The 21,077-nt window shown below is 38.3% G+C and carries 23 protein-coding genes, 2 tRNA genes and 2 other RNA genes; 19 read left to right on the forward strand and 8 right to left on the reverse strand.

Annotated features, from left to right (window positions below):
- Window positions 1-40: 40 nt before the first annotated feature.
- Window positions 41-214: a hypothetical protein gene (locus tag M028_RS33270; RefSeq protein WP_197031375.1), complete on the reverse strand. Its 174-nt coding sequence runs from the start codon at window positions 212-214 to the stop codon at window positions 41-43.
- Between the two features lie 293 nt (window positions 215-507).
- Between M028_RS33270 and M028_RS29425 the strand changes: the two genes are divergently transcribed.
- Window positions 508-780 carry a DUF559 domain-containing protein gene (locus M028_RS29425; protein WP_051590933.1) on the forward strand — a complete coding sequence of 91 codons (273 nt, stop codon included), beginning with the start codon at window positions 508-510 and terminating at the stop codon, window positions 778-780.
- A gap of 140 nt (window positions 781-920) precedes the next feature.
- Here the strand turns inward: M028_RS29425 and M028_RS0104600 are convergent, their stop codons facing one another.
- From M028_RS0104600 to M028_RS0104615, 4 genes are all read right to left on the reverse strand, one after another.
- Window positions 921-1,583, reverse strand: coding sequence for an amino acid ABC transporter permease (locus tag M028_RS0104600; protein WP_026572858.1), 663 nt, complete (start codon window positions 1,581-1,583; stop codon window positions 921-923).
- 4 nt (window positions 1,584-1,587) lie between these two features.
- On the reverse strand, window positions 1,588-2,235 hold the full coding sequence (locus M028_RS0104605; protein ID WP_026572859.1) for an amino acid ABC transporter permease: 648 nt from the start codon (window positions 2,233-2,235) through the stop codon (window positions 1,588-1,590).
- 93 nt (window positions 2,236-2,328) lie between these two features.
- Entirely contained in the window at window positions 2,329-3,135 is an 807-nt protein-coding gene (locus M028_RS0104610) for a transporter substrate-binding domain-containing protein (protein ID WP_026572860.1), read from the reverse strand.
- Window positions 3,136-3,149: 14 nt separating this feature from the next.
- Complete coding sequence (locus M028_RS0104615) at window positions 3,150-3,878, reverse strand: amino acid ABC transporter ATP-binding protein (protein WP_026572861.1); 729 nt, start codon at window positions 3,876-3,878, stop codon at window positions 3,150-3,152.
- A 317-nt stretch (window positions 3,879-4,195) separates the two neighbouring features.
- On the opposite strand from M028_RS0104615, the gene M028_RS0104620 reads away from it, so the two are divergent.
- The 12 genes from M028_RS0104620 to M028_RS0104680 all read left to right on the forward strand — a co-directional run bounded on the left by M028_RS0104620 (window position 4,196) and on the right by M028_RS0104680 (window position 14,950).
- A complete protein-coding gene (locus M028_RS0104620) occupies window positions 4,196-5,980 on the forward strand; it encodes a S9 family peptidase (protein WP_026572862.1) in 1,785 nt (594 codons plus the stop codon).
- A 371-nt stretch (window positions 5,981-6,351) separates the two neighbouring features.
- Window positions 6,352-7,155, forward strand: a complete 804-nt coding sequence (locus M028_RS0104630) for an STAS domain-containing protein (RefSeq protein WP_026572863.1) — start codon at window positions 6,352-6,354, stop codon at window positions 7,153-7,155.
- 2 nt (window positions 7,156-7,157) lie between these two features.
- On the forward strand, window positions 7,158-7,520 hold the full coding sequence (locus M028_RS0104635) for an STAS domain-containing protein (protein ID WP_026572864.1): 363 nt from the start codon (window positions 7,158-7,160) through the stop codon (window positions 7,518-7,520).
- 2 nt (window positions 7,521-7,522) lie between these two features.
- The gene (locus tag M028_RS0104640; protein WP_026572865.1) at window positions 7,523-7,924 is read left to right on the forward strand and encodes an anti-sigma regulatory factor; all 402 of its coding nucleotides are present in this window, start codon (window positions 7,523-7,525) and stop codon (window positions 7,922-7,924) included.
- A gap of 10 nt (window positions 7,925-7,934) precedes the next feature.
- The gene (locus M028_RS0104645; RefSeq protein WP_026572866.1) at window positions 7,935-8,942 is read left to right on the forward strand and encodes a PP2C family protein-serine/threonine phosphatase; all 1,008 of its coding nucleotides are present in this window, start codon (window positions 7,935-7,937) and stop codon (window positions 8,940-8,942) included.
- A gap of 53 nt (window positions 8,943-8,995) precedes the next feature.
- A complete protein-coding gene (locus M028_RS0104650) occupies window positions 8,996-9,595 on the forward strand; it encodes a PP2C family serine/threonine-protein phosphatase (protein WP_026572867.1) in 600 nt (199 codons plus the stop codon).
- A gap of 113 nt (window positions 9,596-9,708) precedes the next feature.
- Window positions 9,709-10,530, forward strand: a complete 822-nt coding sequence (locus tag M028_RS0104655; protein ID WP_026572868.1) for an STAS domain-containing protein — start codon at window positions 9,709-9,711, stop codon at window positions 10,528-10,530.
- Window positions 10,531-10,671: 141 nt separating this feature from the next.
- Entirely contained in the window at window positions 10,672-11,508 is an 837-nt protein-coding gene (locus M028_RS0104660; protein WP_026572869.1) for an STAS domain-containing protein, read from the forward strand.
- Window positions 11,509-11,723: 215 nt separating this feature from the next.
- The gene (locus M028_RS0104665) at window positions 11,724-11,963 is read left to right on the forward strand and encodes a hypothetical protein (protein WP_026572870.1); all 240 of its coding nucleotides are present in this window, start codon (window positions 11,724-11,726) and stop codon (window positions 11,961-11,963) included.
- 118 nt (window positions 11,964-12,081) lie between these two features.
- Window positions 12,082-13,539: an alpha-amylase gene (locus M028_RS0104670; RefSeq protein WP_026572871.1), complete on the forward strand. Its 1,458-nt coding sequence runs from the start codon at window positions 12,082-12,084 to the stop codon at window positions 13,537-13,539.
- A 696-nt stretch (window positions 13,540-14,235) separates the two neighbouring features.
- Window positions 14,236-14,721: a DUF2975 domain-containing protein gene (locus M028_RS0104675; protein WP_026572872.1), complete on the forward strand. Its 486-nt coding sequence runs from the start codon at window positions 14,236-14,238 to the stop codon at window positions 14,719-14,721.
- A gap of 10 nt (window positions 14,722-14,731) precedes the next feature.
- Complete coding sequence (locus tag M028_RS0104680) at window positions 14,732-14,950, forward strand: helix-turn-helix domain-containing protein (RefSeq protein WP_026572873.1); 219 nt, start codon at window positions 14,732-14,734, stop codon at window positions 14,948-14,950.
- 187 nt (window positions 14,951-15,137) lie between these two features.
- Here M028_RS0104680 and M028_RS0104685 read toward each other — a convergent pair whose 3' ends face one another.
- Window positions 15,138-16,007 (reverse strand): SDR family oxidoreductase, encoded by an 870-nt coding sequence (locus M028_RS0104685; protein WP_026572874.1) that lies wholly within the window; start codon window positions 16,005-16,007, stop codon window positions 15,138-15,140.
- A 287-nt stretch (window positions 16,008-16,294) separates the two neighbouring features.
- On the opposite strand from M028_RS0104685, the gene M028_RS0104690 reads away from it, so the two are divergent.
- From M028_RS0104690 to ffs, 5 genes are all read left to right on the forward strand, one after another.
- Window positions 16,295-17,188: a mechanosensitive ion channel family protein gene (locus M028_RS0104690; RefSeq protein ID WP_026572875.1), complete on the forward strand. Its 894-nt coding sequence runs from the start codon at window positions 16,295-16,297 to the stop codon at window positions 17,186-17,188.
- A 302-nt stretch (window positions 17,189-17,490) separates the two neighbouring features.
- Window positions 17,491-17,581: transfer RNA gene (locus tag M028_RS0104695), tRNA-Ser, on the forward strand.
- 9 nt (window positions 17,582-17,590) lie between these two features.
- Window positions 17,591-17,953, forward strand: a transfer-messenger RNA (tmRNA) gene (ssrA, locus tag M028_RS31900).
- Window positions 17,954-17,988: 35 nt separating this feature from the next.
- A tRNA-Asn gene (locus M028_RS0104700) sits at window positions 17,989-18,060 on the forward strand.
- Window positions 18,060-18,144: signal recognition particle sRNA small type (ffs, locus tag M028_RS31905), an RNA gene on the forward strand. Before M028_RS0104700 ends, ffs begins: the two co-directional genes overlap by 1 nt.
- A gap of 423 nt (window positions 18,145-18,567) precedes the next feature.
- On the opposite strand, the gene M028_RS0104705 is transcribed toward ffs, so the two are convergent.
- The gene (locus tag M028_RS0104705; protein WP_026572876.1) at window positions 18,568-19,305 is read right to left on the reverse strand and encodes an SH3 domain-containing protein; all 738 of its coding nucleotides are present in this window, start codon (window positions 19,303-19,305) and stop codon (window positions 18,568-18,570) included.
- Between the two features lie 5 nt (window positions 19,306-19,310).
- On the reverse strand, window positions 19,311-20,231 hold the full coding sequence (locus tag M028_RS0104710) for a hypothetical protein (RefSeq protein WP_026572877.1): 921 nt from the start codon (window positions 20,229-20,231) through the stop codon (window positions 19,311-19,313).
- Between the two features lie 320 nt (window positions 20,232-20,551).
- Between M028_RS0104710 and M028_RS0104715 the strand changes: the two genes are divergently transcribed.
- Window positions 20,552-21,022, forward strand: a complete 471-nt coding sequence (locus M028_RS0104715; protein WP_026572878.1) for a CBO0543 family protein — start codon at window positions 20,552-20,554, stop codon at window positions 21,020-21,022.
- Window positions 21,023-21,077 lie beyond the last annotated feature (55 nt).

A 21,077-nucleotide genomic window follows, 5' to 3' on the forward strand; every position in this document is an offset into this window, starting at 1 on the left:
TCTGTCCTTCTTTAATCGTATCTTTTTATTATAGTTTTATTTAGATAATAGGATCATACTGCTCATATCTCGGATTATAGTAATAAGGTGGCCTCGGTCCGATTTTTGGCATTTTAAAAGAATATGGATTCGCATTGTATATCAGTTCTACCTTTTCATCAGATTGTTCTACCAACAAGAGCATGACTTCCCGACTGAAATGATATGATTGCATGGCGATAGTCCTCCTTTAAACACTTCTTCTTTCCTTTGCATTATTCCATCTCATGTAATACTGAGCTCGTATGAACCATATTTTTTACATCTTAACAAGCACCCTATCAGCCCAAAAAAACGTTTGTTTACCTAGCCTCCAATGATTCCCGTTTTGTAACCGGTCAAACACTTCATGTCAACGGTGGGCAATTCATTGCATCTTAGAAAAGACCTAGGGAAGGACCAAGGGGGAACTTAGGGAACGGTTCTTTTGGCTTTTTTTGCTCAAAAGTGGCCGTAAGCACCGTCCTCATGGCACTTCGAATTGATATGACTATTGTGCACCCGCATGATTCATCTCGCTACATTTTGGGAATTGAGTGCGATGGAGCAATGTATCATAGTTCTAAGAATGCAAAGGAGCGGGACGTTTATCGTCAGCGCTTCCTAGAGAGCAGAGGCTGGACCATTGAGCGAATCTGGAGCCGGAACTGGTGGAAGAACTCTTCAGCAGAAATCGAGAGGATTGACCAGAAAGTGAAAGAATTGTTGCGGAGTGCTGGAGTTCGTGAGATGGTTAAATGAGACATAGGGGACGGTTCTAGTGGCTTTTTTAATTAAAAAGTGACCACAAGAACCGCCCCCTGGCCCACTTTTAATTTCTGAGAACACCGGAAGAGGACCTTTCAAGAAAAAAATCCGGCCCAAATAAGGAGCCGGATTTTTTAAGTCTGTTTTACTTCTAACCTTCGTGCAATGAGTGACAAAGAATAATTAACAATAAAGTACATCAACGCCAAAATGATAAAAACAGGGATCACATACGATCCTTTTTGGGCATAAATAATTTGTCCGTTGTGTAATAAATCTGGCAGAGCAATGACGACTGCTAGGGATGTATCTTTAAGCAGAGAAATAAATTGACTGACAATAGGGGGAACCATTCGTCTCAAAGCCTGGGGCATAATGATATAGCGTAATGTCTGGATATAGGTCAGTCCGGACGAACGTCCTGCTTCAATCTGGCCTTTTTCGATGGAGTTTAATCCGCTCCGGATAATTTCTGACAGCATGGCCGATTCAAAAACGGTCAATGCTGCAATCGCTGCAGTGGTTATTTCCATCTCAATTCCGATTTCGGGCAATGCAAAATAGGTAAAGAAAATGATCAGCAGCAAGGGAAGGTTACGAATCGTCTCGACAATGAAAGCAAGAACGGGTGAGACAACGGGAATCCGCGCATATCTGAGCGTACCAATAAGACCGCCAATAACAAAACTGAGGACAATTGAAATGGCAGCGACCTTAAGAGTGACCCCAAATCCTTCCAACAAAAATTTGAAATTGTCTAGTGTATATACTTCAGTGAACGGTGCCAGAAAATCCATCCTTTTACGCACCTCCTACATGGCTGCGAGCCATGCGTTTTTCTACATATCCTACACCAAGGCTTAAAGGAATGGTTAACAGTAAATAAAATAGGGCAACAAACACATAGGTATCAAAGGTTACGTAGGTTTTTGCTGAAATTAAATCCCCCTGATACATTAAATCCCCGCCAGCAACGACCGCTAACAACGATGAATTTTTAACTAAATTGATAAATTGGTTGCCAAGAGGAGGGATGACAATTTTAATCGCCTGGGGCAGGATCACCATTCTCATTGCTTGGCCGTAACTCAACCCAGTCGAGCGGGCCGCCTCCATTTGGCCTTTTGGAACCGACAAAATTCCAGCACGGATGGCTTCGGCAATGAAAGACGCCGTATAAATGGTCAATCCTATTGTTCCTGCCATCAACCCGCCAAAGTTTCCAACCAAATAGGTGAAAAAGATGATCACGAGTACCGGTATATTACGGATAAATTCAACATAGGCCGTACCGAGCCAGTTTAGTAGTTTAAACGGGCTAATTCGCATCACTGCGATCAGTGTTCCCAAAAGGAAGCTGCATAGTAAAGCAATTAAACTAGCAATAAGGGTTATTTTTAACCCTTGCAAAAATGAATCGATATTAGTGGTTAAAATCGAGAAATCCACAAGCGATCTCCTCCTAATAAATCAGGATGAGCTGGATTGTAAACATACAAACTTACAACTGCCCATCCCGACTAGAAACCTGTTAAATAGGGATTATTTTTTAATCCATTTATTCTTTATTTCATCGTACTTTCCTGAATCCTTCAGGCTTTTTAATGCTTTATTCAACGCATCGACAAGATCTTTATTGCCTTTTTTAACAGCGATACCATAGGGTTCTTTCGTGAACGTTCCACCAACCAGTTCATAAGATGGATCTTCTTCTGCCATTCCATAAAGGATTGAATCATCTGTGGTCAAGGCATCACCCTTACCTGCCTTTAAGGCTGTAAAGGCTTCCGCATAGTTTTCGAATTCTAGGACGGTTGTTTCAGGGGCTTTTTCACGAATATTGATCGTCGAGGTTGAGCCTTTAACAGCAAGCACTTTCGTCCCTTTTTTCAAATCTGCAATGCTATGAATCTTGCTGCCTTTTTTTACAAGTAAAGATTGTCCTGCATCAAAATAGACATCCGTAAAATCTACTTCTTTTTTCCGTTCATCCGTGATGGTCATAGTCGCGACAACGGCATCAACCTTGCCATTATTAAGGAGCCCAACCCTTGTTTTCGATGTAACCTCTACATACTCAGGTTTAACATCCTTTCCAAACATTTCTTCTGCAAGGGCTTTGGAGAGATCAATATCGAAACCTTCTACCTTTCCCGTCGAAGGATTTTTTAATCCAAATAAACGCGTGTCATATTTAACTCCAAATACGATTTTTTTATCTTCCTTAATTTTGGCAAGCACATCCTTGCTGCTGCCTTTCGAGTCCTTGTCCCCGCCGCAGCCGGCAAGAAGTAGGGCAGCCATTGTTGATACGACCACCATTTTTAATAATTTTTTTGTTTTGAACATTTCCTTTCCCCCTATTAATGATTTAATATACGGCTGAGAAATAAGCGAGCCCGTTCTTCACGCGGGTGCGCATAAAAATCAGCCGGAACTGCTTCTTCTAATATTCGTCCTTCATTCATAAATACGATTCGGTCTGCCACCTCTCTGGCAAAGCCCATTTCGTGAGTGACTACGACCATCGTCATACCTTCATTGGCAAGGGCCTTCATAACATCTAGAACCTCTCCAATCATTTCAGGATCAAGTGCCGAGGTTGGTTCATCGAAAAGCATGATTTCCGGTTTCATTGCAAGGCCGCGGGCTATTGCAACACGCTGCTGCTGGCCTCCGGAAAGCTGGGAAGGATAAGAGTGGGCCTTATCTAATATACCTACCTTATCGAGATAATGTTTTGCTGTATTCTTTGCTTCTTGTTCCGATAGGTTCAATACTTTCATAGGAGCAAGAGTGATATTTTCAAGCACTGTTTTGTGGGGATATAAGTTAAAATGCTGAAACACCATTCCAATATTGCGCCTAAGCGTATTGATATCTGTTTTTTTATCTCCTACAGATATCCCATTTACGGTGAGTGTACCGTCAGAGATTGTTTCAAGACGATTGATACAGCGCAGCAAAGTGCTTTTCCCTGAACCGGATGGACCTATGACTACCACAACTTCTCCTGGATTAATTGTGAGATTAATATCTTTTAAGACATGAAAATCACCATAAAACTTATTCACTTGTTTAAATTCAATCATTCTTGACCTCCTGTCCAAAATCTAAAAGCTATGCAAATTATTTTTTGGTAAATTTTAGAATCATTTAGATTATATTCTTAATTTGTTTTAATAAACTAGGACCATTTACTTGTTTTTCTAGGATTATAAACTAGTAGAACAGATAATCTAAAAGAGATTACTTAAGTATTACGCCAAGTATGGGCCAAATTAGCATAATTTCCCTGTGAATAAATAAAATGGATTGGAGAGTTTTATCCCGTTTTATTTAATTTGAACTTTTAACAGCTCTCAATTGTAAAAAACGATTTTGATTTTAATATAGGAAGGGGGATTTTATGGATGTCGTAAGTTTAGACCCGTATTTACATGTTCGTACTGCGAAAAATCCAGAATACGCTCCTGGTGGTAACAAGTTACGCTTTATTGCTGATTATACGGGTGTACCTCAAGTATGGGAGCTCAATCGAGGTGAAGGCTGGCCTGCCCAAGTCTCTTTTACACAGGATAGAATAACCCTTATTAAGTATGTAACTGGTACATCGAATGTAATTATTGGGATGGATATTAATGGGAATGAAAATGAGCAATTACACTTATTAAAGAAAGATAATAAACTAATAGCGCTAACAAACTCACCAGAACATATTCATCGTTATGGCGGAAGTTCCCCTGATGGAAAATGGATTGCCTGGTCTAGTAATCGCAGGCATCCAGCATATTTTGATCTATACATTCAAAATCTGGAAACACTAGAAATCCGCCTTGCTTATTCGGAGAATGGGCTTTTTTCATCTCTTAATTGGGCCCCGGCAGGGAATTCTCTATTAATTGAAAAAATAAATACACCGCTTGATAATGATTTAGGTATACTTGACCTTTCAACTGGGAGCGTGGACTGGATAACAAACCATTCAGGGGAAGCAAGCTTTATAGATGCCCAGTTTAATAAAGATGGAACTCATCTCTATCTATTATCCAATAAAGATAGAGAATTCTTTGGGCTTGCCTGTATTAACTTAAAAACAAAACATTTCGATTGGATGGAGCTTGGAGAGTGGGATTATGAAAATTTAGAAATGAGTCATGATAAAGAAAAGCTTGCCTATACGATAAATGAAGGGGGAATTTCCAAAGGGATCATTTTAGACCTTAACACAAGCGAACTTTATTCATGGAAGACACCAGTTGGTGTGATATCAAAAATGAAATTTTCTCCTGATAATCAAAAATTGGCATATGAATTTAATGGACCAGCCTATCCACCTGAAATATGGGAACTGGATCTTAAGACCATACAAGCTGAGAGGCTTACATATGTTTCCCGATCGCCAGTTCTGAAGGATAAATTGATTGAACCGGAAATCATAACCTTTCGATCTTTTGATAAACTTCAGATTCCAGCATTTTACTACCAACCGAAAAATATCACTAAAAAACTGCCTGTTGTCCTTTATATTCACGGAGGTCCTGAGAGCCAAAGCCGTGCTGTTTATAACTCGATCCAGCAATACTTATTAAATCAAGGGTTTGCTGTTTGTGCACCAAACGTTAGGGGCAGTACTGGCTACGGAAAAACGTACACTCATCTTGATGATGTTCAAAAAAGAATAGACGCTGTAACGGATCTGGTTTATTTAGTTAAGTGGCTAAAGACAAATCGGAACATAGATTCTGAAAGGGTTACCTTAATGGGCGGCAGCTATGGCGGGTTTATGGTTCTTGCTGCCATTAGCCATTTTCCTCAGTATTGGTCTGCTGCCATTGATATTGTAGGAATGTCAAGTCTTAGAACATTCCTCGAAACAACAAGCCCCTGGCGTAAGAAGCAGAGGGAGGCTGAATATGGAACAATAGAAAGAGATGGAAAATTTTTTGATAGAATTGATCCATTGAATCATGCAGATAGGATCACTTGCCCGCTAATGGTTCTCCATGGGGAAAATGATCCCCGTGTCCATATAAGAGAATCCGAGCAAATAGTGACGAAATTAAAGAATCGAAATCACCAAGTTGAATTTATTCGGTTTGAAGATGAAGGCCATAAATTCGGAAAACTTAAAAATAAAAGTACTGCCTATAAAGAAATGGTACAATTTCTCATTCGGCATATTGGTGAGTGATTTCTCAATGATGTTGTATGGACTAAGAGTGACCATCTACGAATGGAGCGGTCCTGATAGCAAAATAGGGAGCGGTCTTTGTGGCGACTTTAAATAAAAAAAACGCAAGAAGCGTCCCTATGGATTTCCAAGATAAAAAAATGTTAAAAAAGGGTTTAAACGATTGAAAAGGGGGTAAATCATAATCAAGGTTGCAACAATTGAGGGAGGTATAATCGATGGACTTCTTGAAAGAAACTGAAAATACCTCAATAGGCAGAAAATAAAATGAGCTTGCACAAGATTGTGCAAGCTCATTTGCAGTTAGAACCGGTTCTTTGGGACTATTGAATATATGCTATACTAAATGTATAGGTTTAGGAGGGATTGTAATGGAGCAGCCTGATTACATTATTGAATACATACGAACAAATCAGGAACAACTGGTTAAAGAATGGAAAGATAAACTGGCCAGCCTGAATGAGGAAAAAACGGACCAAAATTATGCGAGTTTTTGTAATGAATATATTAATATACTACTATCTCATTCCATGAACGATGAAGAAGGGAAAATAGCTGTGTTTGCTCAGAGATTAGTAGAATTTGGCTGGACATTAACTTCTATTATAGATAGTGTCTCTGAATTCGGAAAGATTATTTTCTTTCATATCACTGGGAATGCTTCAGAAAAGAAACAAGTTGAGTTTGTGTGGGGTTATGATCAGCGGATTAGTCCGATTAACAATCGATTGTTTAACCAATACGCATCCTCTTGGCAAAAAACAGTCTCTCAGCAGAAAATTGCCCTGCAAGAGTTATCCGCACCGCTGATTCCCGTTTTTGATAATATTTCCGTCATGCCTCTTGTCGGTACAATTGATACAGAGCGAGCGAAAAAGATTATGGAGAATTTGCTAGATGGTGTTGTCAAGTTTCGATCACAAGTGGTGTTAATTGATATAACAGGAGTCCCTGTTGTCGATACGATGGTAGCCCACCATATTATACAAGCTTCCGAAGCAGTAAGATTAGTAGGAGCTCAATGTATTATTGTAGGGATAAGAGCAGAGATTGCCCAAACGATTGTTACTTTAGGAATTAACTTAGATCAGGTTATGACAAAAAGCAGCCTGCAAAAGGGGATTTTAGCCGCATTAGAAATGACCAATCGAAAAATCGTATCAATGGAGGATTAAGAATGGCTGTCAATATACCAATTCTAAAATTATATAACTGCCTGCTTGTTTCCATTCAGTGGGAGCTAGATGATCAAACGGCATTACAGTTCCAAGAAAATTTGCTTCAAAAAATACATGAAACCGGCGCAGATGGTGTCGTAATTGATTTAACATCTGTCGATATGATCGATTCGTTTATTGCAAAAGTGCTCGGTGATGTCATTAACATGTCTAAACTGATGGGAGCAAGAGTCGTTTTGACCGGTATTCAACCGGCTGTAGCGATTACACTAGTTGAACTCGGAATACACCTTCAAGATGTCCGTACAGCATTGGATTTAGAAAAGGGGTTAGAAAGATTACAGCGGGAGTTGGAGGAGTGAGCATGGAGAACGAATCCTATGTAAAAATAATATCAGAATGGGATATCGTTGAAGCTAGGCAACTAGGAAGAAATATTGCCAAAGAGCTTGGATTTGGAACAGTTGATCAGGCAAGGATCACAACAGCGATTTCTGAGTTAGCACGAAACATCTATTTATATGCGGGAGAAGGAGAAATCCATATTGAATGTCTCCGTAAATTTGGAAGAATCGGTTTAAAAGTGACTGCCATGGATCAGGGGCCAGGTATTCGGGATATTCGAAAAGTGATGGAGGATGGATATTCCACATCAGGAGGCTTAGGGGCCGGATTACCGGGAGTGAGACGTTTAATGGACAACTTTGATCTCATCTCGTCACCCGGAAAAGGTACGACAATCCAGGTGGAGAAGTGGCTGCGTTAGGAGTGGGAGAATGGATTTTAAAGCGATTTTAGAAGCAAGTTATCGGGAAATGCTTCGAAGATACATAGAAGAATCGAGTGAAGTGGCCTTGTACCAAGGCCAAATGTTTAGCAGGAAATCTATTGAACATAAGGTATCGCCTGAGGAAATCATCCATATCCATTGTAATGTATTAAAGGATTTATTTCCTGATATTCAAAAGGAAATTCTATCCTCATTTGATTTCCTTATGGAGTTTATGATGGACTATGGCTTAGCCTATCAAGAACATCAAAGCTTAAGAAATCGACAGTTTGAAATCATTTCTGAAATTGAGACTGCGGCCAGCATTCAAGAAAACCTTTTAGAAACGCCAGTCCCGGATCATGATGAATTAGATATAGGTGCTATTAGCGTTCCGGCAAAGAAAATGAATGGAGATTTTCACCAATTTGTTCATGAGGGAGAAAGGATTAGTATTGCCATTGCTGATATCATTGGCAAAGGAATTCCTGCCGCACTTTGTATGTCTATGATCAAATATGCAATGGACAGTTTATCAGAGATCTCAAAAAATCCAAAAGATGTTCTAGAATATTTAAATAAAGTCGTAGAAGGAAATGTCGGTTCAAGTATGTTTATTACGATGTTTTATGGAATCTATGATTCCGTTAAGCATTTATTTACGTATGCTGCCGCTGGGCATGAGCAAGGGTTCTACTATCATTCTTTAACCGATACCTTTGAAGATCTTACAACAGAGGGTATCGTGTTAGGGGTAGATCAGGATGTTACATATAAGCAATATGAAAAAAGGGTGGAACCGGGGGACATGCTTGTTTTACTCTCGGATGGTGTGACGGAATCAAAGACAGACGAGGGGTTTATCGAACGCTCGGCGATCGCTGATTTAATTCAAACCTATATGCATTTATCCTCCCAAGAAATGGTGGAAAACATCTATCATGATATGGAGAGAATGCAGAATTTTGAGTTAAGGGATGATTTTACCTTAATTATTTTAAGAAGAAAGAAATAGGTAAGGAGAAATATGAATGAATTTAAAAGTAGAAAAGATTCTCGGGTGAAAAAATGCTAGAGCGTGAATCCAATCAGTATATGAAGGCTGTTGCCTATCAAATTCAAAAAAAGGGCAACGACGTTAATGGAGATAGTTTCTTTATGAAAGCAATCGATGAATATTTTATTTGCGCGGTTGCTGACGGTTTAGGGAGCGGACAGCATGCTCATGCCTCATCAAAGGCGATTTGTGAAGTGGTGGAACAACACCATGAAGAAGAGGTAGAAAGATTAATCGACTATTGTAATCAGGTTCTTAAAGATCGAAGAGGTGCAACCGTATCCATTTTAAAGATCGATTTTTCACAAAAGAAATTCACGTATGGCTCGGTGGGAAATATTGAATTTATTCTCCATAGCCCCTCAGGCCGATTCATTTATCCGATTCCAGTTATGGGGTTTTTATCAGGAAAGCCGCAAAAGTATCAATGTGAAACTTTTTCTTATGAAGAAGGTTCGAAATTTATCATTCATACGGATGGCCTTCAAATTAAAGGTATTAAATCATTAATAAGCAACTTTACGACGATTGAAGAAATTTCGAATCATTTAGAGGTCTATACACCAACAAGGAAAGATGACTTGACCTATGTGATTGGTCAACTGTTTTAACAGTTCGGATCCCCATATGCATGAGTACGTTTTTTTAAAGAAGGATCATTTTGATTATGAATGAAATCGTTGGGGAGATTCAAGATTATACTTTTACATAAGGAGGACTAACTTTGAAAACCTTTTATGACACAAGAAATATCTCAGAATATATTATCGCAAATAATGTGAAATTTCAGGAAAGGCTTTTATCAGAGGCTGTAAATGTGGCCTCTAATATTGAGGGAATTTTAAAAGCCGGAAACATTGATCTTTTGAAAAATGCTCAAAGAGTCGTTCTTTACGTTGTGGAAAATTCAATCGATGAACTCATTTCATTCGCAAAACAAGAAGGAGTTGCCTGGGCGAAACATTCATTAACGTTAGAGTTCAAACTAGAATGGGTACATGCAATAAGACGTACCTTATGGTATTTCATCGAACTTTATGATCGAGAAAATAAGAACTTTAATGATGCTGGCGTTTTTTTTGAATTGGAAAAGAGTGTAAATGATGGGATTGATGAATTTTTAAATACCTTTTTCATTAGCTATTCTCAGTATAAGGATGAATTAATTCTTTCTCAAAGGAAGTTAGTTGAACATTTATCGGCTCCAATTATACCAGTCAGTCCAACTGTCGCTGTACTGCCGTTGATTGGTCAGTTTGATTCGTATCGAATGGATATTATTGAAGAAAAAATTCTAAAGGAGATCGCAAGGTTAAAGATTCTTACATTGATTATTGATCTTTCTGGAATATCGGATATGGACGAAATGACGATTTCCCATTTTCAAAAAGTATTGATTGGCATAAACTTGATGGGGGCTAAATCAGTCATAACGGGATTACGCCCTGAACTAGTTAGACAAATGGTTAATTTAGGAATTGACCTTAAAGGTTTAACAGAAACAAAAGCAACGTTACAGCAAACACTAAATGAACATCTTGCTTAACCATCACCATTTTGAATGAATTATCGAAATGCTAAAAAGTGACCCTTCGTTCTGGTTGGTACGACGGGTACTTTTTATTTTTCCTATGGAAAACCATTTTTTTGCTTTAGTTCGATATCAAACAGTGGGAGGTGGGTTCTTATGAAAAATAATGAGTTATATCATTTTCTATTAAGGAAAACATGGCAGTTAACAGAACAATGGTATGAATCCTTGGATAAAAGCAACGCATCCGGAGTATATGCTTCCCAAGATCCTAAGGTAATTAACACGCTTAAGCAGCAAAATTATGAATTTCATTTGCAATTTTGCAATGCATTTAATGAAGAAATTTCTACTGAACAATTCTATAAAGAGTTTGAAGAATGGGTCATGACTGTTGCAGGGGACGAACAACATTTAAGGACACCTATCCCATTTATTTTAAAGGAATTTTTTAGAGTCCAAGAGCAATACTTAGACTTAGTTGAAGAATTTATTCAGTTACACGAAGATGAATATTCTGATGAACATATAAATACTTGGAATCGAACTATAGTGAAGAATTTCAATCTGATCATCGCATGGTTTACACAAGAAAGCTATCATTATGCAGAGTTAAAATTGAAATCCCAACAAGAATTAATAAATCAACTTAGTTCTCCAGTTATTTGTTTAAATGACGACGTTGCTTTACTTCCGTTGATCGGTGATATTGATCGTGAAAGAGCAACGTTTCTCCTTGAAAATACTTTAAAACAATGTACGAAACTTAACATTCATCACCTTTTGATTGATCTATCAGGGGTAGTAAAAGTGGATACCATGGTTGCCTTACAAATTTATCAATTGATTAAAGCACTGAGTTTAATAAACGTTGACAGTACCCTTTCAGGAATTAGACCTGAGATTGCAAAGACTGCTGTTCAACTTGGAATTGATTTTAATAAAATCCCGATTGTTTCTACACTTAAACGAGCGATTAAAGGTTTAGTCTAATCAAATATATTTTTTAAAAGAACTGACTTTAAAGATCGTTGAATGACGACTCGATTAAGTCAGTTTTTTATGTTTAAATCGGCAAAAGCGTTTAGGTCTCTTGGAAAGGGGTATTTAACATACCAAGGGTACCAAAGAAATAAGCAGCTGCCAATTCAGCAGAAAGCTAGAATGGAACAGCGGCTTTTTTTAAAAAAAAAGAGGAGGAGAGGAACATGGATAAAAATAAATATGATCAAAAGAATATGGAAGAAGCTGGTCTTAAAGAGGGATTACCTCCTTATTACCACCATGATAGAGAAGTTGAGAAAGGCAAAAACGATAATGATTCCGCGCAAGATCGCACTGAAAGGGATGTTAAGGCTTCGCTAGAACAGAATGGTTCGCGAGAAGGCGAAAAACAAAATAGTACATCCGGTTATCATATCGAATCCTTTAGTAGTGAGCGGAGTTAATGAACTTGTTCAAATAATTGAGCGAGAGACATGACAAGTCTCTCGCTGTTTTAGTCCATGAAAAAAATAGATACATAGACTTCCAATTAGAAAAGATGATGATGGAGGTAAACCGAGAATGGAAAGAAATCATACGATGATGCAATTCTTTGAATGGCATATTAAACCGGAGGGTACTCATTGGAATCATTTAAAAGAAGCAGCACCTCAACTAAAAGAGATCGGAATTGATTCGCTGTGGATTCCACCCGTAACAAAAGGGAAGTCAGCAGAGGATGTTGGTTATGCTGTATATGACTTATATGACATTGGTGAATTTAATCAAAAAGGAGCAATTCGTACAAAATATGGAACAAAACAAGAATTAGCAGATGCCGTTGCCGCCTGTCATAATCTAGGAATTCAAGTGATTGCAGACATCATTATGAATCATAAAGCAGGAGCAGATGATACCGAAGTATTTAAAGTCGTTGAAGTTGATCCGCAAGATCGAACGAAAGAAATTTCCGAGCCGTTTGAAATTGAGGGATGGACAAAATTCACATTCCCTGGACGAAAGGACAGATATTCCTCTTTTAAATGGAATTTTGAGCATTTTATTGGGATAGACTATGACGTTAAACAAGATAAATCGGGCATTTACCGAATAGTTGGAGAGAACAAAACGTGGAATGACAAGGTAGATGATGAATTTGGCAATTATGATTATTTAATGTTTGCTGATATTGACTATCATCATCCAGATGTACGAGACGAAATGATCCGCTGGGGAAAATGGCTGGCGAATACCTTACATTGCAATGGTTATCGATTAGACGCAATTAAACATATTAATTATGATTTTATTAAAAGTTTTGTAGAAGAGGTACGTGCGGATCTTGGTAAAAACTTTTATATGGTTGCTGAGTATTGGAACCGTAATCTCTCAGATTGTCAACAAATTTTAGAGGATGTCGATTATTCGATTCATTTATTTGACGTCCCGCTCCATTATAAATTACATGAAGCGTCAAAAGCCGGGGCTGATTTTGATTTAACGACCATTTTCAATGAAACGCTCGTGAGCACCAACCCGACTCATGCAGTAACATTTGTCGATAATCATGATACACAACCAAATCAATCTCTTGAATCTTGGGTAGATGACTGGTTTAAACAAAGCGCTTATGCTCTTATTTTACTCCGAAAGGATGGCTTTCCCTGTGTCTTTTATGGCGATTATTTTGGGATTGGCGGAGAAAATCCAATTGAAGGAAAAAAAGTAGCGATTGATCCTCTTGTTTATGCCCGGTACCATAAGGCATACGGAGAACAAGATGATTATTTTGATCACGCAAATCTAATTGGTTGGGTTCGAAGAGGGGTGAAGGAATTCGAACGGTCTGGCTGTGCAGTGGTAATCTCCAACCGTGATGGGGGAGAAAAAAGAATGTTTGTAGGTAAAGAGCGGGCAGGAGAAGTTTGGATAGACGTTACGGGAACAAGAGATGATACCATTACGATTGAAGAGGATGGATTTGCATCTTTCACGGTCAATGGAGGAAGTGTATCTGTATGGACACAGCAGCATGAATGATAGGAATCTCCACAAAAAAACACCTTTAACGTATTCCCTACGGGTTTCCTTGTAGGGTGAAAACGGTTAATCGCTGATCAAATCAAATATATTTCCCTGTCAAAAATGCTTAGGGAAGAAAAGCATTATTTTAATTTTCCTTTTTTACGAAACCACCCGTTAAGTTGTAAAAGTTCATTAGATGTTAAAGCGAGCTGGATAAATAAGCGGAGAAATTTCTGTTAATTAGGGAATAGCACTGAAAATTCCGTAAATAGGCGGAAAAATTCCGACTATTTACGGAAAAAACGCGAAAATGGGTAATTTTGCTTTGCTTAATCGGAAAATCTCCGCTTATATACCACGAACCGAGCTCTATTCTGCATTGTAACCGGAAAAACTCCTTTTATTTTAAAGATCACTGGTTACTCAATTAAGGAAAAGACTTCATATGTTTCAAAAAAAACAAGTAAACCTCATTTAGAGGTGTTGAGGGGACGGTTAAAGCAACTGCGGGTCAATCTCCTCGGCCCACTGATCCTGAATGTGTATACGTGCCCGTGTAAGTTACCTAAAAAAAATCCAACACAAAAGTTTCACACCCCTCCATTAATTATTTCATACCCTGTGATAATAATATTTAACGATATTAATTTATTGCAAAACAATAAATAATAATTTAAAATGAATTTGAATTTAATTATGTGAGGTGCTTTTATGAAACAAATTCAAGTTACGACACTCTTTTTAAAAATAACTGTTTTTATTATAGGAATCCTCGTTCTCGCCCTATGTATATTTTTAGTCCCCCATATGGCGAATTTCACAGCTAAATTGTATCCAACTATTGCCCCAATGAAATCTCTCGTTTTCATCGTGATGTATGGAGCGGCTGTGCCTTTTTACTTTGGTCTCTATCAGGCTTTTAATCTTTTACGGTACATTGACGAGAACACAGCGTTCTCGGAATTATCTGTAAAGGCGTTGAGGAACATAAAGGGCTGTGCGATTACAATCAGTGGTTTGTATATATTAGGTTTGCCACTCTTTCATTTTATAGCGAAGAAAGTTGACCCTCCTATTGGACTAATTGGATTCATCATCATTTTTGCTTCGTTGATTATCGCCGTTTTTGCTGCTATCCTCCAACGTCTTCTACAAGAAGCGATAAACATAAAATCAGAAAATGATTTGACGGTCTGAGGTGGGGGATATGCCAATTATTATTAATATTGATGTGATGTTAGCAAAACGGAAAATGAGCGTAACAGAGCTTTCAAATAGGGTTGGAATTACGATGGCGAATCTTTCCATTCTAAAAAATGGGAAAGCAAAAGCGGTTCGTTTTTCAACATTAGAAGCGATATGTAAGACTTTGGATTGTCAGCCAGGTGATATTTTGGAGTACAAAAGCGACGAAGAAACTCAATAAAAACGATAATTTAAGGGATAGCCATTAAGCTATCCCTTCTTTGCGTTTATGGATGTTATTTGCTCAAAGAATTGCATCAATTGCATTGATATTCGTGACAAAAAATAGGATGTGTATTGTTAGCACCTAAAAAGGGAACCCGATAGAGTATTCCAAAAGGCGTTTTTGTTAAGTGTTCTTGTTATTCTTAACTGGTAATAAATTGCCCGCCATTAATATGAATGATTTGTCCTGTCATATAGGAGGCATCGTTGGAAGCAAGTAAAACGTAACTTGGAGCCAGTTCTTCCGGTTGGCCTGGACGGCCCATTGGAGTGTTGCTTCCAAAGTTTTGAACCTTTTCTTCGGGAAAGGTGGATGGGATTAAAGGGGTCCATATTGGCCCAGGGGCTACACCATTTACTCGTATTCCTTTTTTAACAAGAGATTTGGCCAATGAACGAGTAAAGGAGACGATGGCCCCTTTCGTAGATGAATAATCGATTAACTGTTCGTTGCCCTCATAGGCTGTAACCGAGGCGGTATTAATAATAGCGCTCCCTTTTTTTAAATGTTCCAGTGCAGATTTGGTTAGATAAAACATCGAAAAAATATTGGTGCGGAATGTTTTTTCCAGCTGCTCTGAACTGATATCTTCTATCCTTTGCTGCGGATGCTGTTCTGCGGCATTGTTAACGAGAATATCTAAACTGCCAAGCTCATTAACTGTCTGGGAGATGGCTTCTTGACAGAAAGACTCATTTCCAATATCACCCTGAATGAGAAGGCAACGAACACCTTCCTCTTCTATTTGGGCCCGTGTTTCCTCTGCATCCCTATGTTCATCCAAATAAACAATCGCGACGTCAGCACCCTCTTTTGCATAAGCAATCGCAACTGCCTTACCGATTCCACTATCCCCGCCGGTAATAAGCGCGGTTTTCCCTTTTAATTTATAACTGCCTTTGTATGAGGAGTCCTGATCATGGGGTTTAGGATCCATTTGAGATTTTACTCCCGGCTGTTGATCTTGATGCTGGGCAGGTTGTCCATGTTGTTGGAGATTTTGGTCATTCATTTACATTTCCTCCTTTAAATTGTAATGATTCATAGACTATAACTACCCGAATATTCTAGGCATAAACATCTCCAAGAGGCCATAGGGGACGGTTCTTGTAGCTTTTTTAGTTCAAAAGTGGCCGTAGAACCGTCCAATGGTACTTGCGGAGAACTTTCCTTTTTGATGTCCATAGTGAAACCAATTGTCGAGGGCATTCTGTTTATAGCACTTATAAGTTGGTATATTAAGGAAGAAAATGAAAAATAGTATGTGTTGTACGATTTTTTTGTTAAGGAAGTGGATGGATGGATTTATTAACTTTTACTGAGGAATTTTTAAATTATATAAGGAAGTTTTTCCTTTTAAGATTTACCCTATTTGCTTTGGTTCTCTTGACCTTTTCCTTTGTCACAAACCGTATTTTAGATTGGTTCTTTAGGAAGTCAAATTTTTTTGATGAAGAAGTGGAACAAACGATTCAAAGTGTAATTCGATCCATTTTTAGGTATGGAATTGCGATCAGCCTTGTTATTTATCTAATTAGTCAATTTGTAGACATAAAAGGAATTCTTGCAGGAGCAGGTATTGCCGGAGTCGTCGTCGGTTTTGCTGCACAACAGATGCTAAAGGACGTTATTTTAGGGTTCGCGAGATTAACGGACAAAGAGTTTCGTGTCGGTGATTTTGTTACTTTCAACGGCACAATCTCAGGTACCATTGAGGAAATCAGTATTCGTTTTATGCAAATTCGTGAATGGTCGGGAAAACTCCTTACAATCCCACATGGAGAGATTAGAACTATACAAAATTTTAATAAAAGCTGGATGCGGGTTATTGAACGGATTACAGTAAGTTATCAGGAAGATCCTCAAAGAATAAAGGAATTATTAGAAAAAGTATGTGAAATCTGCAATGAAAAATTTGAACAAAACTTATTCAGACTAGAGAACGGGGCTGTTGAACCATTTCAATATATTGGTATTACAGACTTAAATCCAAACATCAAATATGTTGGGTACGAATTTTGTATTGTAGGCATGGTGAGACCGGAAGAATATTTTGAAACTTCCAGGCAAGTTAGGTTTGAACTTATGTCTTTTTTCCATAAGAATCAAGTAGAAATGCCCACTGCGAACATGTTCGTTCATACTGATAAATTACAGGAGATTCATGAAGAGCAGTCTTCACGAAGCAGGTAGAGAAAACTCGCTGATTGGAAGGCCTAGGGCGGTTCATGATGAGTGGTCTCAAGCCGATCCCTTCAAGGGAACCATCAATATTGCGCATTTTTGTAGAAGGTATTTTGCTCTTTGTTTATTTTTAGTGGTCATGATTATTGAATAAGGTTCATCGCGGAATTCATCCTAGATAACCGATAAGCTCTAATGTAATAACTAGGTCTTTTGGACTACCAAAATTTACAGCTGGCATCCAATTCGCAAAGATGATTTATTTCTTTTTGTAAGTTGTTCACGGAACATCACGATCAAGTTTTTATTACAGAGAAGTACTCAAGAGGCTGAAGAGGCGCCCCTGCTAAGGGTGTAGGTCGGGTAACCGGCGCGAGGGTTCAAATCCCTTCTTCTCTGCCATTCTATTATGGGAATGTCTTGGTATCGACAGGGATCGTTTGAGCTTATATTGCGAGTCGAGGGATTCGGCCTCGTTAAAACGATAAAGCCTAATAACTGGCAAACAAAACAACAACTTCGCTTTCGCTGCCTAAAAACAGACGTTAGCGGTTCCTCCTCCCATCGTCCATGTGGCAGGGTACGGGACTCATTCTAAGTGGACTACGCCGAAATCCACCGTCTGAGGATGAAGGAAGAGAATAATCAGACTAGCCGCTCCCATGTCTGTCAGTAGACTAAAGTAGCGGGCGAACTTAATTTTACTGACAACACTCGTAGATGTATAAGTGTCAAGATCTATGCACACGGGTTCAACTCCCGTCATTTCCACTAAGATTCATTTGATAAAGCAAATAACATAGCATTTTTCCGCAGTAGCTCAGTGGTAGAGCTATCGGCTGTTAACCGATCGGTCGTAGGTTCGAGTCCTACCTGCGGAGTTATAGTCCAACAAGGACACTAAGAACGGGTCAGGGCGGGAACGCAGCAGCCATCATTAGTGAAATTGTGTGGGCTATTACATAGTATATACAACCGAAATGATTGAATAAATAAAACGAAGGCTGACTTAGAAGGTCGTTGAATGACGATGCTTTTGAGTCAGTTTTTTATTTATTGGTAATTAATTTGACCTAAATACAACCTTTTAAAGCCTTCCTTTTTATATGATAATTATGCAAGTTTACCTTGGAACACAAAGCATCATATGAGTAAACTAAAGAAAGGAAACTAAAAATCCATTTGTAGTTTCCGGGGTGTCCAATGTTTCCAAATCAAAGGGGATCGCCTAGTGAGAAATAATCCACCTGAGCCGCTAATCAACCCCAGGATGGATTATTTTTTATGGTTAATCGTAATCATTCATTTCAAAAACTGTTCATTCAGCATCCCTATTTGATTCCACCAATTCATTGCGACATTAAGAGGTACATATCCCTCACAATATATTATTTTTCCCTCACAATGCTGGCTGATATCCAGCCTTTGATCCCGTTAGCGGTTTGAACTTTTAGCCACTTAATACCTTTAGAATCTACTTGTTCTTCATTCAAGAAGTGTATGATTTCCCCATTTTCAATCGTGTATAATCGATCCGCGCTTATTGTCGGAGCTACCCGAATATTTCCACCATCTTTATAGTATCTATTTAAAATCAATTCTTTTGCATTAGGAGAAGCAGTACCGGATACTTGTGTGTGTACCTGTTCATGGTTTAACCATGCCTCAGCTTTCTTCCAATTTTGTGTATACCACTCATTAGGATTGTTGATGGTTGCTGCAGAAAGTAAAATCGCTAAAGCTGTGGCAATATAGAAGGACCATCTTTTAATCCTTGCCTTATTCCTTTTCCGTTTCCTGAAAAGCTGAATCATTTTATTGAAAAATCGATCGAACAAGGCAAACATTCCTTCAATGATTTCAATCCAAACAGGTATGCCCGTTTTTCCTGCTTCTCTCCGGCTTTTTTGGATTGTGCAAATTCCTGCCATGATCGGATAAGAAAGGAGATAAACCATTTTTTTCAACAACCTGCACAATAAGTTGAAAAAGGGCGGAACAATGTATAACAAGATCATTCTTGCGAGCAGCAGGAGCACAAAGAGAACCAAAAGAATACGGAGCCATTCCGGAAGGAGAGAAAGCGGTGTCCACAACCAAAACAGCTGATTTATAATGGATTCCACAGTCACTACTCTCCTTTATTTAAATAGGATGGAAGTTCTCTCCTTGGATTAGAAATCTGTTTTTGCCCATTTCCTTTTTCCAGATCGATGGGAAGATAGGGGAATAGTTTCTTTAGTTTGGCTAATCTTTGTTCTGCCTGGAACTGGTCAATCGTATGATCGTTGATCAAGTTTAAAAGTTGTTTATTTACTTCAAATTTAAAGGTTTGATTTTGGATAAACTCTGATTCTACCAACCGCTTTGCCATTTCATTTTTTTCTCCAAGCTTCCCAGCCGTGATAAAATCACCTTCTTCAAGTGCTTCTTTAATCGAGGCAGAAATTCGGCGCGCTTCCTCCAAGTCATGAGCTTCTTGATAGGCAGATAGTTCTGCGTTCCGGTCTAGATCAGCGATCGTCTCATCATGGCGCTGGTCCCGAATTCCTTGCCGGATTAAAACACGAATATTTCGAACAACGATTCCAGCCTCTCTTAACACCTTGACTAATGGCGAACTCTGAAAAAATTCTTCAATATGCCTGGCAAATCTCAGTTCCTCTTCAATAGGAAAAAATCTTGCTTCTGATTCTACCCAGAAGGGCAGATTATTATTAATCATGGTGCGAAACTCTCCTGCATTTTGTTGGACCAAGCGTTCCGGGTGTTCGACGGCAATATCGATAAATAAATTGACAGAAAACCTTCTTCCTCTTGTTGCCGAAGAGACTTCCTCATTGTAGGTGATGGTTTGCTGCTGCATATTGACGGTATAAACCCTATTATATTTACCAACCCGTAATTCACTTCGTGACAAACGCTCACCATTTTTAACTGCATAGTATTCGTTGTTCTTATTTACATAAACAAATGCATAAGCCATAGACGACGCCGGCGGTTTTTCCAAAAAACTAAATTTCACGTCTTTAACATCTTCAATAAATTGCATTAGGTTATTCCCTCCAAGCTCACCTATTTTCATTGAGAGATCACTCACCCTTGTCTACATTCTATGCAGACAAGGGTAAGAAAAATCCCGATAACTTTGCAGAAATGGAGATGGAGGGAGGATTGTAGATCTCAAAAGAGAAAAGGCAACAAGGTAGTTAGTTTTTTACATCCCACATGGGGAGATTCGAACGATTCAAAATTTTGTTTAATGAGTTATAGTAAGTGCAATTTAAAAAATAACTAAAAGGGAATTAAAAATATGTTTGGGGAAATTGTAATAATATCACTATTACATATTTGAGAGGAAGTAGTATATAAGTGGAGAAAAAATTGTTAAACTTACTTACCGCACTATGCCTTGTTTCCTTCCCCTTCCTATTCAGAGGATCAAAAATGAGGGAAAATCTAGTTATTTTTTTCTCAAAAGGAGTACTTGCAACTCTAGTTGATGCTTATGTTGTGGGTACCAAAAGAATTGATTACCCCGTTCGCCCTTTTCCTAAAATTTTTAAAACCAATATTATTTATGACATGTTGTTTTTCCCAATTTTAAGTGTTATCTGGGTTAAAATATCTTATAATGACAATTTGGTTAAAATTCTTTTAAAGAGTTTAATTTTTAGTGTACCAATGAGTATCGGCCAATGGTACTTTGAAAAGAATTCCAGGTTATTCAAGTGGAAAAAATGGTCTCCATTCCATACCTTCGGAAGTGTAAACTTCACTTTATTTACAATTAGAGGATTTGTGGGATTAATAAAGAAATTGGATAATTTAAAAAGAACATAGGGGGAAGGTTCTTGTGGCTATTTTAGTCCAAAAGTGGCCGTAAGAACCTTCCAAC

The organism is Bacillus sp. UNC438CL73TsuS30 (assembly GCF_000482325.1).
Lineage (GTDB): Bacteria > Bacillota > Bacilli > Bacillales > Cytobacillaceae > Neobacillus.

Excerpts from the sequence above, each read along its gene's own strand:
- M028_RS0104710 (WP_026572877.1), bottom strand. The coding sequence starts at position 20,231 with ATGCAATTTATTGAAGATGTTAAAGACGTGAAATTTAGTTTTTTGGAA.
- M028_RS0104670 (WP_026572871.1), top strand. The coding sequence starts at position 12,082 with ATGGAAAGAAATCATACGATGATGCAATTCTTTGAATGGCATATTAAA.
- M028_RS0104615 (WP_026572861.1), bottom strand. The coding sequence starts at position 3,878 with ATGATTGAATTTAAACAAGTGAATAAGTTTTATGGTGATTTTCATGTC.
- M028_RS0104610 (WP_026572860.1), bottom strand. The coding sequence starts at position 3,135 with ATGTTCAAAACAAAAAAATTATTAAAAATGGTGGTCGTATCAACAATG.
- M028_RS0104690 (WP_026572875.1), top strand. The coding sequence starts at position 16,295 with ATGGATTTATTAACTTTTACTGAGGAATTTTTAAATTATATAAGGAAG.
- M028_RS0104665 (WP_026572870.1), top strand. The coding sequence starts at position 11,724 with ATGGATAAAAATAAATATGATCAAAAGAATATGGAAGAAGCTGGTCTT.
- M028_RS0104635 (WP_026572864.1), top strand. The coding sequence starts at position 7,158 with ATGGCTGTCAATATACCAATTCTAAAATTATATAACTGCCTGCTTGTT.
- M028_RS33270 (WP_197031375.1), bottom strand. The coding sequence starts at position 214 with ATGCAATCATATCATTTCAGTCGGGAAGTCATGCTCTTGTTGGTAGAA.
- M028_RS0104645 (WP_026572866.1), top strand. The coding sequence starts at position 7,935 with ATGGATTTTAAAGCGATTTTAGAAGCAAGTTATCGGGAAATGCTTCGA.
- M028_RS0104675 (WP_026572872.1), top strand. The coding sequence starts at position 14,236 with ATGAAACAAATTCAAGTTACGACACTCTTTTTAAAAATAACTGTTTTT.
- M028_RS0104630 (WP_026572863.1), top strand. The coding sequence starts at position 6,352 with ATGGAGCAGCCTGATTACATTATTGAATACATACGAACAAATCAGGAA.
- M028_RS0104685 (WP_026572874.1), bottom strand. The coding sequence starts at position 16,007 with ATGAATGACCAAAATCTCCAACAACATGGACAACCTGCCCAGCATCAA.
- M028_RS0104600 (WP_026572858.1), bottom strand. The coding sequence starts at position 1,583 with ATGGATTTTCTGGCACCGTTCACTGAAGTATATACACTAGACAATTTC.
- M028_RS0104680 (WP_026572873.1), top strand. The coding sequence starts at position 14,732 with ATGCCAATTATTATTAATATTGATGTGATGTTAGCAAAACGGAAAATG.
- M028_RS0104660 (WP_026572869.1), top strand. The coding sequence starts at position 10,672 with ATGAAAAATAATGAGTTATATCATTTTCTATTAAGGAAAACATGGCAG.
- M028_RS0104650 (WP_026572867.1), top strand. The coding sequence starts at position 8,996 with ATGCTAGAGCGTGAATCCAATCAGTATATGAAGGCTGTTGCCTATCAA.
- M028_RS29425 (WP_051590933.1), top strand. The coding sequence starts at position 508 with ATGGCACTTCGAATTGATATGACTATTGTGCACCCGCATGATTCATCT.
- M028_RS0104620 (WP_026572862.1), top strand. The coding sequence starts at position 4,196 with ATGGATGTCGTAAGTTTAGACCCGTATTTACATGTTCGTACTGCGAAA.
- M028_RS0104640 (WP_026572865.1), top strand. The coding sequence starts at position 7,523 with ATGGAGAACGAATCCTATGTAAAAATAATATCAGAATGGGATATCGTT.